Origin of the sequence: Enterobacter sp. MGH 4, from assembly GCF_000534735.1 — a bacterium.
GTDB classification, from domain to species: Bacteria; Pseudomonadota; Gammaproteobacteria; order Enterobacterales; family Enterobacteriaceae; genus Enterobacter; species Enterobacter intestinihominis.
Map to the genome: position 1 here is coordinate 1,396,850 of NZ_KI973289.1, position 14,302 is coordinate 1,411,151.

Here is a 14,302-nt window from a genome sequence, read left to right on the forward strand (position 1 = left end):
ATGCAAGGCGTGTCCGTCACAAACAGGGCATTAAGGTTTCGCTAATCTTCCCTTCTTATACTCGCCGCATTGATATAACGAATGGTCTGGTCATCATGTGGCTCACTAAAAAGTTACACTGTAACGATACGAAATTTACCCTCGCCTGTGCGCTTTTCTTCACCGTGTTCAATGCGCTGTTTATCCAGCACAGCTGGTCAATCATCGCACCTACCCGTCTGCACGACGTGCTTTTTGCCGCCAGTGTGCCGCTGGTTCTGTTCTGCGGCTGGGTCATTGTTTTTAGCCTGCTGAATATTCCCTTTATTCGCAAGCCGCTCATGATTGCCCTGACCATAGGATGCGCCGCCGCGACCTGGTTTATGTACACCTATGGCGCGGTTATCGATCAAAACATGATTGTGAACGTGTTTGAGACTAACTCCCAGGAAGCGACAGCCCTGGTAACGCCGCAGCTGATCCTGTGGCTGGCCGTCGCGGGTCTGGTCCCTTCCGTCATCTTAGCCCTGACGCGCATTCGAACCGGAAAATGGTGGTATGCCCTGCTAACACGTTTCGCCGCTATACTGGGTGCGCTGCTGGTGATCATTCTCGTCGCGGCAGTGTTCTATAAAGACTATGCTTCGCTGTTCCGCAATAACAAAAGCATCGTCAAAATGGTCACTCCGGCGAACTACGTGAGCGCCGTTGTGAAGTACAGTAAAATGCGCTGGTTTGCCGGCGACCAGACGCTGGTCCGCATTGGCGAGGATGCCCATAAAGGGGCGCTGATTTCCGGCCAACGTAAGAAAACCGTGCTGGTTCTGGTGGTGGGTGAAGCCTCCCGCGCTGCAAACTATTCGTTAAATGGTTACCCCCGTGAAACCAACCCCGAGCTGAAAAAGCGGGATGTCATCAACTTCCCACAGGCCTCCTCCTGTGGCACGGAAACCGCCGTTTCCGTCCCCTGCATGTTCTCCGGCATGACGCGAAAAAAATATGACGCGGACCTCGCCCATCATCAGGAAGGACTGCTCGATGTGCTTAACCACGCCGGGTTCAACCTGCTGTGGCGTGACAATGACGGCGGGTGTAAAGGTGCCTGTGACCGCGTGCCGCACACGGATATGACCCAGTGGAAACTGGATCAGTTCTGTAAGGACAAATCCTGTATCGACGACGTCAACCTGTACCGCCTGGACAACGTGCTGGACGGAATAAAGCAGGATACCGTACTGGTGATACACCTGATGGGCAGCCACGGTCCGGCTTATTACAACCGTTACCCGGACCGCTTCCGGAAATTCACCCCAACCTGCGATACCAATGAAATTCAGGATTGCGATCATCAGTCGCTGATCAATACCTATGACAACTCGATTCTGTATACCGATAGCGTGCTCAGCCGAATCATCGACGCGCTAAAAGCCCGGCAGGCCAGTATGAACACAGCGCTCATTTACCTCTCCGATCACGGCGAATCGCTGGGCGAAAGCGGAATTTACCTGCACGGTACGCCGTATATGCTGGCCCCGGAGCAGCAAACGCATATTCCGTTTATGTTCTGGCTCTCCCCGGACTATGCGAAAAACTTCGGCGTAAACACGGATTGCCTGCGTAACCATGCTGCAAAAGAGGCAGTTTCACAGGACAATTTGTTTGCCACGGTTCTGGGCATGATGGACGTGAAATCAGTGGTTTATCAGCCGCAGCTGGATATTTTGTCGCAATGTCGTCGCTAAGCGGGCTTGCATTAGACCGAACGGTCTATTAGAGTAAGAGCATGAGCAGACATACAGAACACGATACACGAGAACATTTGCTGGCTACCGGCGAGCGCCTTTGCATGCATCGCGGGTTTACCGGTATGGGGCTGAGCGAGTTATTAAAAACCGCTGAAGTGCCTAAGGGATCGTTTTATCACTATTTTCGATCCAAAGAGGCGTTTGGCGTAGCCATGCTGGAGCGGCACTACGCCAGCTACCATCAGCGCCTGGCAGCCCACTTCGCCAGCGGCGAAGGTGACTACCGGGATCGTGTTCTGAACTACTATCAGGAAACGCTGACGCAGTTCTGTCAGCAGGGCATCATCAGCGGGTGCCTGACGGTAAAACTGTCTGCCGAAGTGTGCGATCTCTCCGAAGATATGCGCACCGCCATGGATAAAGGGGCCAGCGGCGTAATCGCTCTGCTGGCTCAGGCGCTGGAAAAAGGCCGCGATGAAACAACGCTCTCCTTCTCCGGCGATCCGCTCACGCAGGCACAGGTGCTCTATTCCCTCTGGTTAGGCGCCAACCTGCAGGCAAAAATGTCTCGCAGCGCCGTGCCGCTCGAAAGCGCGCTGGCACATGTGAAAAACTGTATTACCGCGCCTGGCGTGTAGCCGGCGTTTTTATTTACCCTTTTACTAGTCGACTGGTCTACTCAGGAGCCATTATGTCCGCTGAAAAGCTATTTACCCCACTGAAAGTGGGTGCCGTTACTGCCCCAAACCGCGTGTTTATGGCCCCACTTACCCGTCTGCGCAGCATCGAGCCGGGAGATATCCCAACGCCATTGATGGGTGAGTATTACCGTCAGCGCGCCAGCTCGGGCCTGATTATTTCCGAAGCCACGCAGATTTCTGCCCAGGCTAAAGGCTACGCCGGTGCGCCGGGTCTGCACAGCCCGGAACAGATCGCCGCGTGGAAAAAAATCACCGCAGGCGTTCATGCTGAAGATGGCCGTATTGCGGTTCAGCTGTGGCACACCGGTCGTATCTCGCACAGCAGCATCCAGCCTGGCGGTCAGGCGCCCGTTTCTGCCTCTGCCCTGAATGCGAATACCCGCACTTCCCTGCGCGATGAAAACGGTAATGCTATTCGCGTCGACACCACCACGCCACGCGCGCTTGAGCTGGACGAGATCCCGGGTATCGTGAATGATTTCCGTCAGGCCGTCGCCAACGCCCGTGAAGCGGGCTTCGACCTGGTTGAGCTGCACTCTGCGCACGGCTACCTGCTGCACCAGTTCCTGTCACCGTCTTCCAATCAGCGTACCGACCAGTACGGCGGCAGCGTTGAAAACCGCGCGCGTCTGGTGCTTGAAGTGGTAGATGCCGTGTGTAATGAGTGGAGCGCAGATCGCATTGGTATTCGAGTTTCCCCAATTGGTACCTTCCAGAACGTCGACAACGGTCCGAACGAAGAAGCGGATGCGCTGTATCTGATTGAAGAGCTGGCTAAACGCGGTATCGCGTATCTGCACATGTCCGAGCCGGACTGGGCAGGCGGCAAGCCCTACAGCGAAGCCTTCCGCCAGAAAGTTCGCGAGCGCTTCCACGGCGTGATTATCGGGGCGGGCGCTTATACGGCAGAGAAAGCCGAGGATCTGATCGGTAAAGGTCTGATCGACGCCGTGGCCTTTGGCCGTGATTACATTGCTAACCCGGATCTGGTTGCCCGTTTGCAGAAGAAAGCCGAACTGAACCCGCAGCGCCCTGAAAGCTTCTATGGCGGCGGCGCGGAAGGTTATACCGACTACCCTTCACTGTAATCCCGCTTTGTACATTGATAGCGGCGACCTTTCGCCGCTATACTAAAACATCGTTTCTGTTCAAAAAGATAATCCATTCCACTGGTTAATGAGGAAATTATGCGCCTACTTCACACCATGCTGCGCGTTGGCGACCTGCAACGTTCCATCGATTTCTACACTAACGTTCTGGGCATGAAGCTGCTGCGCACCAGCGAAAATCCGGAATATAAATACTCTCTGGCGTTTGTCGGTTACGGCCCGGAATCTGAAGAAGCGGTCATCGAGCTGACCTACAACTGGGGCGTGGACAGCTACGAGCTGGGTACGGCTTACGGCCACATCGCGCTGGAAGTGGATAATGCGGCTGAAGCCTGCGAACGTATCCGCAGCAATGGCGGTAACGTCACCCGTGAAGCCGGTCCGGTTAAAGGCGGCACCACCGTGATTGCGTTTGTTGAAGATCCGGACGGGTATAAAATCGAACTGATCGAAGCTAAAGACGCTGGTCGCGGTCTGGGCAATTGATCCCGCAGGGCGCACTATGCGCCCGTTGTTTTGCTGCATCCCCTCTCAAAATTTGCCATAATGCGCACTGCTTTTTCCCCCTTGTAAGAGACCCTGATGTCCGATAACGCTCAATTTACCGGTCTGTGCGACCGTTTTCGTGGTTTTTATCCCGTTGTCATTGATGTAGAAACAGCCGGATTTAACGCTAAAACCGATGCGCTGCTTGAGATTGCCGCCATCACGCTGAAGATGGATGAACAGGGCTGGCTTGTACCGGACACCACGCTGCATTTCCACGTTGAACCCTTTGAAGGGGCAAACTTACAGCCAGAGGCGCTGGCCTTTAACGGTATCGATCCGACAAACCCGCTGCGCGGGGCGGTAAGCGAATATGAGGCGCTGCACGCCATTTTCAAAATGGTGCGCAAGGGCATGAAAGAGAATGACTGTAGCCGCGCCATCATGGTGGCCCACAACGCTACGTTCGATCACAGCTTCACCATGGCTGCCGCCGAGCGCGCCTCGCTAAAACGTAATCCATTCCATCCGTTTGTGACCTTCGACACCGCCGCGCTGAGCGGCCTGGCGCTGGGGCAAACCGTGCTCTCTAAAGCCTGCATCACGGCGGGTATTGCGTTTGACGGCACTCAGGCGCATTCCGCGTTATACGATACCGAGCGTACGGCGGAGCTGTTCTGTGAGATCGTCAACCGCTGGAAACGTCTGGGTGGCTGGCCGCTGCCGATGGGCGACGAGGCCGATCTTCAATCGTAGACTGGGTAATCAACAGCTCCACAGGACAAAAAAAAGCGACCAACATAATGTGGTCGCTTTTTTATATCCGCAGAAAACTTATTCTGCGTCCGGCTCTTCGGTTTTATACTTCGCCGCAGTCTCTTTGATCAGCTGTTGCAGTTCGCCGCGCTGATACATTTCAATCAGAATATCACAGCCGCCAACCAGTTCACCGTCAACCCACAGCTGTGGGAAGGTCGGCCAGTTTGCGTATTTTGGCAGCTCAGCGCGGATGTCCGGGTTTTGCAGGATATCAACGTAAGCAAAACGCTCACCACAGGCGGACAGCGCCTGAACCGCTTGCGCGGAGAAGCCGCAGCTTGGCAGCTTCGGAGAACCTTTCATGTACAGGAGAATCGGGTTTTCAGCGATCTGGCGCTGAATTTTTTCAATAGTGGTGCTCATGTCTTGCTTCCTTTAACTTCTGTTACGGCATCAGTCTGACATTGTAGCGGGTCAGGCCGACATCGGAAAATAACATTTTTGTCACGTCTCATTATTTTATCCGCTATCGCGTAAAGTTGCATTGATAATGACGTTTAAGGCTGCGCGCCGTGCGGTTTTGCTTAAGGAGCGAACAAGAGTGCGACAGAATGGTGAATTTTTTTGCACTTGCTAACGAAACACATTTTTTGAATGAAAAATGCTATTAACTTATTCCGATTTTATGGATTAGAATCGACTGGTTTTGTAAATCTCATGCGGGTATGTATTTTGGCTCGCACTTATCAGGGGACTGCCCAGTGGCGCGGATAACTAAAATCTCGATGACGCTCTGTGCTTTACTGTTTACCACACTCTCATTTACGCCAGCGGCGAACGCCTCCGAACAGGCGCGGCATTCTGCTGTACAAAAAACGCATCTGGCAAAAACCACAGAACGTAAGAAAAAAACCACCAGCAAAACAGTAAAGAAGAAAACCACCGCTCACACCAAAAAGACCGCCTCCAGTAAAACCAAAACTCTCCGTTCCGGCACGCACAAAACCACTCGCACGACCGCCAGCCTGGTGAATGATAAATGCACCGTGCGCAAAGGCCATAAAACGAAATGCGCAAAAGTGACGAAGCTGGCTGACGTGCATAAAGCGCGTATGCAGAAAGCGCAAAAAACGGCGATGAATAAACTGATGGGGCAAATAGGTAAACCATATCGCTGGGGTGGCACCTCTCCGCGCACCGGTTTTGACTGTAGTGGGCTGGTTTATTATGCCTATAAAGATCTGGTGAAGTTTCGCATTCCACGCACCGCCAATGAGATGTACCATCTGCGCGACGCCGCGCCTGTAAACCGTGGCGAACTGCAAAATGGCGACCTGGTGTTCTTCCGCACCCAGGGACGCGGCACGGCCGATCACGTTGGGGTGTATGTGGGTAACGGTAAATTTATCCAGTCACCGCGCAGCGGTCAGGACATTCAGATCACCTCCCTCAGCGAAGATTATTGGGTGCGCCACTATGTGGGTGCGCGCCGAGTGATGACGCCAAAAACCATTCGCTAGACCCTGCCCTGCCGCCTCCGTGGCGGGGTAAGTTCCTCTTTTGCATACCCTTTCAATTTGCTATTCTGTCCTTGTTGTCTGTAGGGTTATTGGCAACGTATAAAACTATAAGGAGAGTAGCAATGTCGTTCGAATTACCTGCACTACCGTATGCAAAAGACGCCCTGGCTCCGCACATTTCTGCGGAAACCCTGGAGTACCATTACGGCAAGCATCACCAGACCTATGTCACCAACCTGAATAACCTGATCAAGGGCACCGATTTTGAAGGCAAAACGCTGGAAGAGATTGTGCGCAGTTCAGACGGTGGCGTATTCAACAACGCCGCTCAGGTGTGGAACCACACCTTCTACTGGCACTGCCTGGCTCCAAATGCAGGCGGAGAACCTACCGGTGAGCTGGCCGCAGCGATTAACGCCGCGTTCGGCAGTTTCGCGGATTTCAAAGCGAAATTTACTGACGCCGCCGTTAAAAACTTTGGCTCCGGCTGGACCTGGCTGGTAAAAGAGGCTGATGGCAAACTGGCTATCGTTTCCACTTCTAATGCGGGTACCCCTCTGACCACCAGCGTAACGCCGCTGATGACCGTGGACGTATGGGAACACGCCTATTACATTGATTACCGTAATGCGCGCCCGAACTACCTGGAACATTTCTGGGCACTGGTTAACTGGGAATTTGTTGCGAAGAACTTCGCCGCATAAGGGACACGCAGAAGGGGCAACCCTTCTGCGTTTTTATTTATTCCGCCGTACACACCGCTTCTGGCTGTTTACGCCCGGACATCAACACCAGCAGCAAGCCGAGTGCGGCAATGATCGCCCCCATCACCGGCACAAAGCTGTAACCCAAACCACTGGAGATCACCGCCCCACCCGCTGCGGCTCCCAGCGCATTGCCGAGGTTAAATGCACCGATATTCACTGACGAAGAGAGCCCCGGTGCTTCGTGCGCAACGCGCATTACACGCATCTGCAACGGCGGCACCACGGCAAAGGTTGCGGCGCCCCACACCACCATGGCAACCGCGGCGCCCACTTCGTTACGTGCCAGCCACGGGATCGCCACCATGATGACAATCAGCAGCGTTAAAAAACCTTTCAGCGTCCCGCTGACGGAGCGGTCGGCAAATTTCCCGCCGAGATAGTTGCCAATCGAGAACCCGACACCAATCAGCACCAGCATCGCGGTAACAAAGAGTGGCGTTGCGTGGGTAATGTCGTGCAGCACCGGGGAGATATAGGTGTAGAGCGTAAACATCGCCCCTGCCCCCAGCACCGTGGTGAGCAGCGCGGACAACACCTGAGGACGCATCAGCACCGCCAGCTCTTTACGTACTTCCGGACGTTCTCCCGCACTTCCTTTCGGCAGCGAGAAGAACAGCGCGACCATCGCGACCACGCCCAGTCCGGCGGTTGCGAGGAAAGACATACGCCAGCCGATGGCTTCTCCGAGCCAGGTGGCAGCGGGAACGCCGCCGATATTAGCGATAGTGAGGCCCATAAACATAGTGGCTACCGCGCTGGCCTGCTTATGTTTTGGCACTACGCTTGCGGCAACAACCGAGCCCAGCCCGAAGAAAGCGCCGTGGTTCAGGCTAGTCAGAATACGGGAAAGCATCAGCGTGGTGTAATCCGGCGAAATCGCGGAAAGCACATTTCCGAGAGTAAAAATTGCCATCAGGAAAATCAGCGCATTGCGTCGCGCGCGGTGCGAAAGCAGCAGCGTCATCAGCGGTGCGCCCACCATCACGCCGATCGCATAGGCGCTAATCAACATACCGGCCGCAGGGATAGAGACGTCCACACCCCGGGCGATAACAGGCAATAACCCCATCGGGGAGAATTCAGTGGTGCCAATCCCAAAGGCGCCAATCGCCAGGGCCAGCAGGGGAAAATTGATTTTCATGAAAAGACTCCGGATACCGTGCCGTTACCCGGCACAGACTAAGAAGGCAAAAGCATGACATCAATCACAAAAAATGAGAAGTTAACATTTTGGCAAAAGATTTTTGCCGGAGAGGTAACAATAGCGGCAAGGGAGGGAGAAGACTCTCCCTCCACCTAAATCAGTGCAGCGCAGCGGTTAAACCACCCGCAACAATCAGGGCAAGAACAACAATGGTGGTAAACAGCGAAAACTTCAGATCGGTACTCATCAATTTTTCTCCTTTTATTCACCTTACGAAAAGTGAGCTTGCTCATTTTTACACAGTTCAGGTCAAAAATCTTCCAGGATTTAAACGGATATCCACTTTACCTCTTCCCCTTTTCATCAAGATAGGACAAAATTCCACGCTAAATTTATTAGCGTACCGGCCACTGACCCCCTCCTGACGTCCTGTGTCGTTTTCCCGGCGTGTCGCAACTCATGTTTGCGTAATAAGGGTGAGAGAAGGCAAACGTTTACCTTCATTTTTTTCAGGAGCTTAGGATATGGTCTGGAGTGACATTTAATGGCAACAATTAAAGACGTAGCAAAACGCGCAAACGTTTCCACTACAACCGTATCACATGTTATTAACAAAACGCGTTTCGTCGCAGAAGAGACGCGTAATGCCGTTTGGGCAGCAATCAAAGAACTGCACTACTCGCCAAGTGCGGTCGCCCGTAGCCTGAAGGTTAATCACACCAAATCGATTGGCCTGCTGGCCACCAGCAGTGAAGCGGCTTACTTTGCTGAAATCATCGAAGCCGTTGAAAAAAACTGCTTTCAGAAAGGCTATACCCTGATTCTGGGCAACGCGTGGAACAACATTGAAAAACAGCGCGCTTACCTGTCGATGATGGCGCAAAAACGCGTCGACGGCCTGCTGGTCATGTGTTCTGAATACCCTGAGTCGGTGCTTTCCATGCTGGAAGAGTATCGCCACATTCCGATGGTAGTGATGGACTGGGGCGAGGCGCGCGCAGACTTCACCGACTCTGTTATTGATAACGCCTTTGAAGGCGGCTACATGGCCGGGCGTTATCTGGTAGAACGCGGGCATCGTGAAATTGGCGTGATCCCGGGCCCGCTGGAGCGTAACACCGGTGCTGGCCGTCTGGCCGGTTTCATGAAAGCGATGGAAGAGGCGCTGATTACCGTGCCGGAAAACTGGATTGTCCAGGGCGATTTCGAGCCGGAGTCGGGCTATCGCGCTATGCAGCAGATCGTCTCCCAGCCGCATCGCCCTACCGCTGTATTCTGCGGCGGCGATATCATGGCAATGGGCGCGCTCTGCGCGGCGGATGAACTCGGCCTGCGCGTTCCGCAGGACATCTCGGTGATCGGCTATGATAACGTTCGCAACGCCCGTTTCTTTACCCCGGCGCTGACCACCATTCACCAGCCGAAAGATTCGCTGGGTGAAACGGCCTTCAATATGCTGATGGACAGGATCGTCAACAAGCGAGAACAGTCCCAGTCCATTGAAGTCCACCCGCGCCTGATTGAACGCCGTTCCGTTGCCGACGGTCCGTTCCGCGACTACCGACGTTAATCTCTTTACGGGGCCAGCTACGCTGGTCCCCGCAACCACTCCCGGTTCAGCGTTTCGCTGTCTCCCAGATAATCCAGCAGCCAGGCCATGGCGGGCGAGACGTCGTTTTGCTGCCACGTCAGACAGCATGCAGCATCCGGGAAAGGGTTTTCCAGCGTCAGAGCCACCCACTCTCCCGCGTCGATGCGCGGGCGCGCAAAATGCACCGGCACCATGCCAACGCACAGCCCCGCGCTCAGACAGGTGGCTGACGACTCCCAGTCCGGCGCAACCACGCGGCGCTGATTATCCAGCAGCCAGGTAATGCGCTTGGGCAGCGAGCGGGAGGTATCTTCCAGCACCAGCGAGGGCCAGTTGCGTAAGGTGTCATCACTCAGCGGCCCGTCCAGCGCCGCCAGCGGGTGATCGCGCGCGACCACGCAGGTCCAGCTCAGCATGCCCATGTCGCGAAACGCGTAGCGCCCGCCAACCGGGATCGCCTGGGTTGCACCAATCGCCATCTCCGCCCTGCCGTCCGCCAGCGCATCCCATACGCCGTTGAACACTTCCTGCGACACACGCAGTTCGACGTCGGAAAAATGACGATAGAAATCGACGATCATTTGCCGGGTCCGTTCCGGCTTAACGATGTTATCCACCGCGATAGCGAGATGTCCGCGCCAGCCGTTGGCGATCTGCTGGCACTGCTCACGGGTGATCTGCATTTTTTTGATAACAGACCGGCCTTCCTTCAAAAACCACGCGCCGGCAGGCGTGAGCTCCACGTCGCGATGACGCCGCTCGAACAGCGGGACTGCCAGCCACGCTTCCAGCTGGCGCACCGTATAGCTGATAGCCGAGGGAACGCGGTGCAACTCCTGGGCGGCACCAGTAAAGCTGCCGTTACGCGCCACGGCATCAACCACTTCAAGGGAATAATCTGACCACATCTTTAGCCTGCAAATTTTTTGAATGCACCCACCAAATATTAGCGTTTCACAAGCCGCTTTGCACTCCCTACACTCTGCGCCAACGTACACCTGCCTCCTCAGGAGAAAAAACAGTGCAACCCAGGAAAGGATTTTTAGTCTGGCTCGGCGGCTTAAGCGTGCTGGGCTTTTTGGCGACCGATATGTATCTGCCCGCATTCGCCGCGATGCAGGAAGATTTGCAAACCCCTGCCGCCGCCATCAGCGCCAGTTTGAGTTTGTTCCTCGCCGGCTTTGCTTTTGCGCAACTGCTCTGGGGGCCGCTCTCTGATCGTTTTGGCCGTAAGCCCGTCCTGTTGCTGGGACTGGCGATTTTTGCCGTAGGCTGTCTGGGCATGATGTGGGTCCGCGATGCCGCCTGGTTATTGGTGTTGCGCTTTATTCAGGCGGTCGGCGTCTGTGCCGCAGCGGTCACCTGGCAGGCGCTGGTGACCGATTACTACCCCGCCTCACGCACTAACCGCATCTTCGCCACCATCATGCCGCTGGTCGGCCTGTCTCCGGCGCTCGCTCCGCTGCTGGGCAGCTGGATCCTGGCGCATTTCGACTGGCAGGCCATTTTCGCCACGCTCTTTGCGATCACGCTGGTCCTGATGCTGCCCGCGTTCGGGCTTAAACCTGCGCATAAAAAAGAGACGCATCCGGACGCGAAGCCCATCACCTTTACCTCTTTACTGCGGGCGAAAGCCTATCGCGGTAACGTGCTGATTTATGCCGCCTGCTCTGCCAGCTTCTTTGCCTGGCTTACCGGTTCACCGTTCATTCTGCATGACATGGGCTACAGCCCGGCGGCTATCGGCCTGAGCTATGTACCACAGACCATCGCCTTCCTGGTGGGTGGCTATGGCTGTCGCGCCGCGCTGCAAAAATGGGAAGGCCAGCAGATGCTGCCCTGGCTGCTGGTGCTGTATGCGCTAAGCGTGATTGCGACCTGGGCTGTCGGCTTTATTCCCGGCGCCGGGCTTGCAGAAATTTTGATTCCGTTCTGCGTCATGGCGATCGCTAACGGGGCCATTTACCCTATCGTTGTAGCCCAGGCGCTGCGTCCATTCCCGCAGGCGACAGGCCGCGCTGCCTCGCTGCAAAATACCCTGCAACTTGGCCTGTGCTTCCTGGCAAGTCTCGTGGTCTCTGCGTTGATTGCAACCCCGCTGCTCACCACCACCAGCGTGATGCTGGTCACCGTTGTGCTGGCAGGATTGGGTTATCGCATGCAGTCCTCCGCCCATCGCGAGCAGAGTGAAAACGCGCAGGCAGAAACGTCGCACGCCTGATTACGCGGGAAACTATGTTAAAAACCAGTGATTAGGTTGCTAACAATTTTCTGTTGAATCACCAAATTTTGCGGCCTATACTGAATTTGGTTCGATTAAATACGATAAATATTAAGTGTTAACGGGAGCCGGAGCGCTCCCGTTTTACCATGGAAGGCATTTCGGCAAGGGTTATCTCCCTTCCTCTGTTCTACGTCGGATATTAGCCTCGCGGGCATTTACCGTGAGATTTCTCACAAACCAAAAAAGCGTCTACGCTGTTTTAAGGTTCTGATCACAGCAAGGTGATGGAGAAGCTATGAGTTCATCGTGTATAGAAGAAGTCAGCGTTCCGGACGATAACTGGTCCCGGATCGTCAGTGAACTGTTGGGACGTGCGGGCATTACGATTAATGGCTCATCCCCCTCCGATCCCCAGATTAAACATCCCGATTTTTTCAAACGCGTGTTACAGGAGGGATCGTTAGGGCTGGGTGAAAGCTATATGGACGGCTGGTGGGAGTGTGAGCGGCTGGATATGTTCTTCTCCAGCGTTTTACGCGCCGGTCTTGAAAATCAGCTCCCTCGTCATTTCAAAGATACGTTACGTATCGCCTCCGCCCGCCTGTTCAATCTGCAAAGTAAAAAGCGCGCGTGGATCGTCGGTAAAGAGCATTATGACCTGGGCAACGACCTGTTCAGCCGTATGCTTGACCCGTTAATGCAGTACTCCTGCGGATACTGGAAAAAAGCGACAACCCTGGAAGAGGCGCAGCAGGATAAGCTACAGCTGATTTGCGATAAGTTGCAGTTGCAGCCCGGCATGCGCGTGCTGGACATCGGCTGTGGTTGGGGCGGCCTTGCCTGGTTTATGGCGAAACATTACGGTGTCAGCGTAGTCGGCGTCACGATTTCAGCTGAACAGCAGAAGATGGCACAGGAACGCTGTCTGGGTCTGGATGTCGATATTCGGCTTCAGGATTACCGCGACCTGAATGAGCAGTTCGATCGGATTGTTTCCGTGGGTATGTTCGAGCACGTGGGGCCAAAGAACTACAAGACTTATTTCGACGTCGCCGACCATAACCTGAAGCCTGACGGAATTTTCCTGCTACACACCATCGGCTCTAAACGCACCGATAACAATGTGGATCCCTGGATCAACAAATATATCTTCCCGAATGGTTGTTTACCCTCTGTTCGCCAGATTGCGAACGCCAGCGAACCGCATTTTATTGTGGAAGACTGGCATAACTTCGGCGCAGATTACGACACCACGCTGATGGCCTGGCATGAACGTTTCCAGGCTGCATGGCCTGAAATCGCCGACAACTATTCGGAACGATTCAAACGGATGTTCAGCTATTATCTTAATGCCTGCGCGGGTGCGTTCCGCGCGCGGGATATACAGCTGTGGCAGGTGGTGTTTAGTCGTGGGATTGAGCACGGCCTGCGCGTGGCCCGCTGAAAAATAACCCCGGGTAACCGGGGTTATTTTTTATTCTTCTTCCACGGCCTTTATTATCGCCGCCTCTTTCGCCGCCAGCACGCGCTCAACGGTATCCACGACCGCCTGGGTCTGCGGATCAATTTCGATATTTACGCGCTGCCCCAGTTTTTTTGCGCCAAGCGTAGTACGTTGCAGCGTTTCAGGAATTAAATGCACGCAAAAACGCGTTGGCGTCACTTCACCGACGGTCAGACTAATCCCATCGATGCCAATAAATCCTTTATAAAGGATGTATTTCATTAATGACGGATCCTGCACCTTAAACCAGATTTGACGGTTATTTTCCGAGGTCACGATTTTCGCCACTTCTGCGGTGGTCATAATATGGCCCGACATCAGATGCCCGCCAATCTCATCGCTGAATTTCGCCGCACGTTCAACGTTGACGGTATCCCCCACCACCAGCTCACCCAGGTTAGTGATGCGCAGCGTCTCTTTCATTAAATCAAAGCTTATCTGGTTACCGTTAATTTCGGTCACCGTCAGGCAGCAGCCGTTATGCGCTATCGACGCCCCGGTTTCAATGCCGTCGAGCATATATTCAGGCAGCTCAACTACGTGAGTGCGGAAATTCGGTTTTTCATCAATGGACACCACTTTGGCAGTGCCCTGCACAATACCAGTAAACATGCTTACAGCTCCTGTTCATTCCGAACGGCGATGACACCGTATAATCCCACCACAATAACAGTTGAAAAAACAGGTTGCCAGTGATGCGCAATTTCTGGCGATTTTTTCACTAGATAATTAGTTAAACCCCGCTACAATAGCTGGCATCCCTCTGTTTTTTC

15 protein-coding genes are annotated in these 14,302 nt (G+C 54.3%); 10 read left to right on the forward strand and 5 right to left on the reverse strand.

The genetic code is table 11. The annotated features are described in order from the left end of the window. Window positions 1-95: 95 nt before the first annotated feature. The 5 genes from eptA (at window position 96) to rnt (ending at window position 4,776) form a co-directional block, all read left to right on the forward strand. Window positions 96-1,721, forward strand: coding sequence for a phosphoethanolamine transferase EptA (gene eptA, locus L350_RS15865; RefSeq protein WP_032624367.1), 1,626 nt, complete (start codon window positions 96-98; stop codon window positions 1,719-1,721). Window positions 1,722-1,762: 41 nt separating this feature from the next. Beyond that, window positions 1,763-2,362: a TetR/AcrR family transcriptional regulator gene (locus L350_RS15860; RefSeq protein WP_022647900.1), complete on the forward strand. Its 600-nt coding sequence runs from the start codon at window positions 1,763-1,765 to the stop codon at window positions 2,360-2,362. A gap of 53 nt (window positions 2,363-2,415) precedes the next feature. Continuing rightward, window positions 2,416-3,513, forward strand: coding sequence for an alkene reductase (locus tag L350_RS15855; RefSeq protein WP_023299948.1), 1,098 nt, complete (start codon window positions 2,416-2,418; stop codon window positions 3,511-3,513). Window positions 3,514-3,612: 99 nt separating this feature from the next. Beyond that, window positions 3,613-4,020, forward strand: a complete 408-nt coding sequence (gene gloA / locus L350_RS15850; RefSeq protein WP_022647898.1) for a lactoylglutathione lyase — start codon at window positions 3,613-3,615, stop codon at window positions 4,018-4,020. A 96-nt stretch (window positions 4,021-4,116) separates the two neighbouring features. After that, window positions 4,117-4,776, forward strand: coding sequence for a ribonuclease T (rnt, locus tag L350_RS15845; RefSeq protein WP_003857625.1), 660 nt, complete (start codon window positions 4,117-4,119; stop codon window positions 4,774-4,776). A gap of 78 nt (window positions 4,777-4,854) precedes the next feature. On the opposite strand, the gene grxD is transcribed toward rnt, so the two are convergent. Beyond that, complete coding sequence (grxD, locus tag L350_RS15840; RefSeq protein WP_003832760.1) at window positions 4,855-5,202, reverse strand: monothiol glutaredoxin 4; 348 nt, start codon at window positions 5,200-5,202, stop codon at window positions 4,855-4,857. A 338-nt stretch (window positions 5,203-5,540) separates the two neighbouring features. On the opposite strand from grxD, the gene L350_RS15835 reads away from it, so the two are divergent. Both L350_RS15835 and sodB read left to right on the forward strand, forming a co-directional pair. After that, window positions 5,541-6,299, forward strand: coding sequence for a C40 family peptidase (locus tag L350_RS15835; protein ID WP_023299947.1), 759 nt, complete (start codon window positions 5,541-5,543; stop codon window positions 6,297-6,299). A 122-nt stretch (window positions 6,300-6,421) separates the two neighbouring features. Next, window positions 6,422-7,003, forward strand: coding sequence for a superoxide dismutase [Fe] (gene sodB / locus L350_RS15830; protein WP_032624368.1), 582 nt, complete (start codon window positions 6,422-6,424; stop codon window positions 7,001-7,003). 37 nt (window positions 7,004-7,040) lie between these two features. Here sodB and L350_RS15825 read toward each other — a convergent pair whose 3' ends face one another. Continuing rightward, the gene (locus tag L350_RS15825) at window positions 7,041-8,207 is read right to left on the reverse strand and encodes an MFS transporter (RefSeq protein WP_023299945.1); all 1,167 of its coding nucleotides are present in this window, start codon (window positions 8,205-8,207) and stop codon (window positions 7,041-7,043) included. Window positions 8,208-8,367: 160 nt separating this feature from the next. Next, a complete protein-coding gene (locus L350_RS24175) occupies window positions 8,368-8,457 on the reverse strand; it encodes a cytochrome bd-I oxidase subunit CydH (protein WP_003857632.1) in 90 nt (29 codons plus the stop codon). A gap of 297 nt (window positions 8,458-8,754) precedes the next feature. Here L350_RS24175 and purR point away from each other — a divergent pair, with 297 nt between their 5' ends. Further along, window positions 8,755-9,780 (forward strand): HTH-type transcriptional repressor PurR, encoded by a 1,026-nt coding sequence (gene purR / locus L350_RS15815; RefSeq protein WP_006809011.1) that lies wholly within the window; start codon window positions 8,755-8,757, stop codon window positions 9,778-9,780. A 17-nt stretch (window positions 9,781-9,797) separates the two neighbouring features. Here the strand turns inward: purR and punR are convergent, their stop codons facing one another. After that, window positions 9,798-10,709: a DNA-binding transcriptional activator PunR gene (gene punR, locus L350_RS15810; protein ID WP_022647895.1), complete on the reverse strand. Its 912-nt coding sequence runs from the start codon at window positions 10,707-10,709 to the stop codon at window positions 9,798-9,800. 113 nt (window positions 10,710-10,822) lie between these two features. Here punR and punC point away from each other — a divergent pair, with 113 nt between their 5' ends. Beyond that, window positions 10,823-12,022, forward strand: a complete 1,200-nt coding sequence (gene punC / locus L350_RS15805; protein ID WP_032624369.1) for a purine nucleoside transporter PunC — start codon at window positions 10,823-10,825, stop codon at window positions 12,020-12,022. Between the two features lie 298 nt (window positions 12,023-12,320). Then, window positions 12,321-13,469 (forward strand): cyclopropane fatty acyl phospholipid synthase, encoded by a 1,149-nt coding sequence (gene cfa, locus L350_RS15800; RefSeq protein WP_022647893.1) that lies wholly within the window; start codon window positions 12,321-12,323, stop codon window positions 13,467-13,469. Window positions 13,470-13,499: 30 nt separating this feature from the next. Here cfa and L350_RS15795 read toward each other — a convergent pair whose 3' ends face one another. Continuing rightward, the gene (locus tag L350_RS15795; RefSeq protein WP_022647892.1) at window positions 13,500-14,141 is read right to left on the reverse strand and encodes a riboflavin synthase; all 642 of its coding nucleotides are present in this window, start codon (window positions 14,139-14,141) and stop codon (window positions 13,500-13,502) included. Between the last annotated feature and the right edge of the window lie 161 nt (window positions 14,142-14,302).

Coding starts and splice junctions, on each gene's coding strand:
- eptA (WP_032624367.1), top strand. CDS start 96: ATGTGGCTCACTAAAAAGTTACACTGTAACGATACGAAATTTACCCTC.
- L350_RS15860 (WP_022647900.1), top strand. CDS start 1,763: ATGAGCAGACATACAGAACACGATACACGAGAACATTTGCTGGCTACC.
- L350_RS15855 (WP_023299948.1), top strand. CDS start 2,416: ATGTCCGCTGAAAAGCTATTTACCCCACTGAAAGTGGGTGCCGTTACT.
- gloA (WP_022647898.1), top strand. CDS start 3,613: ATGCGCCTACTTCACACCATGCTGCGCGTTGGCGACCTGCAACGTTCC.
- rnt (WP_003857625.1), top strand. CDS start 4,117: ATGTCCGATAACGCTCAATTTACCGGTCTGTGCGACCGTTTTCGTGGT.
- grxD (WP_003832760.1), bottom strand. CDS start 5,202: ATGAGCACCACTATTGAAAAAATTCAGCGCCAGATCGCTGAAAACCCG.
- sodB (WP_032624368.1), top strand. CDS start 6,422: ATGTCGTTCGAATTACCTGCACTACCGTATGCAAAAGACGCCCTGGCT.
- L350_RS15825 (WP_023299945.1), bottom strand. CDS start 8,207: ATGAAAATCAATTTTCCCCTGCTGGCCCTGGCGATTGGCGCCTTTGGG.
- L350_RS24175 (WP_003857632.1), bottom strand. CDS start 8,457: ATGAGTACCGATCTGAAGTTTTCGCTGTTTACCACCATTGTTGTTCTT.
- purR (WP_006809011.1), top strand. CDS start 8,755: ATGGCAACAATTAAAGACGTAGCAAAACGCGCAAACGTTTCCACTACA.
- punR (WP_022647895.1), bottom strand. CDS start 10,709: ATGTGGTCAGATTATTCCCTTGAAGTGGTTGATGCCGTGGCGCGTAAC.
- cfa (WP_022647893.1), top strand. CDS start 12,321: ATGAGTTCATCGTGTATAGAAGAAGTCAGCGTTCCGGACGATAACTGG.
- L350_RS15795 (WP_022647892.1), bottom strand. CDS start 14,141: ATGTTTACTGGTATTGTGCAGGGCACTGCCAAAGTGGTGTCCATTGAT.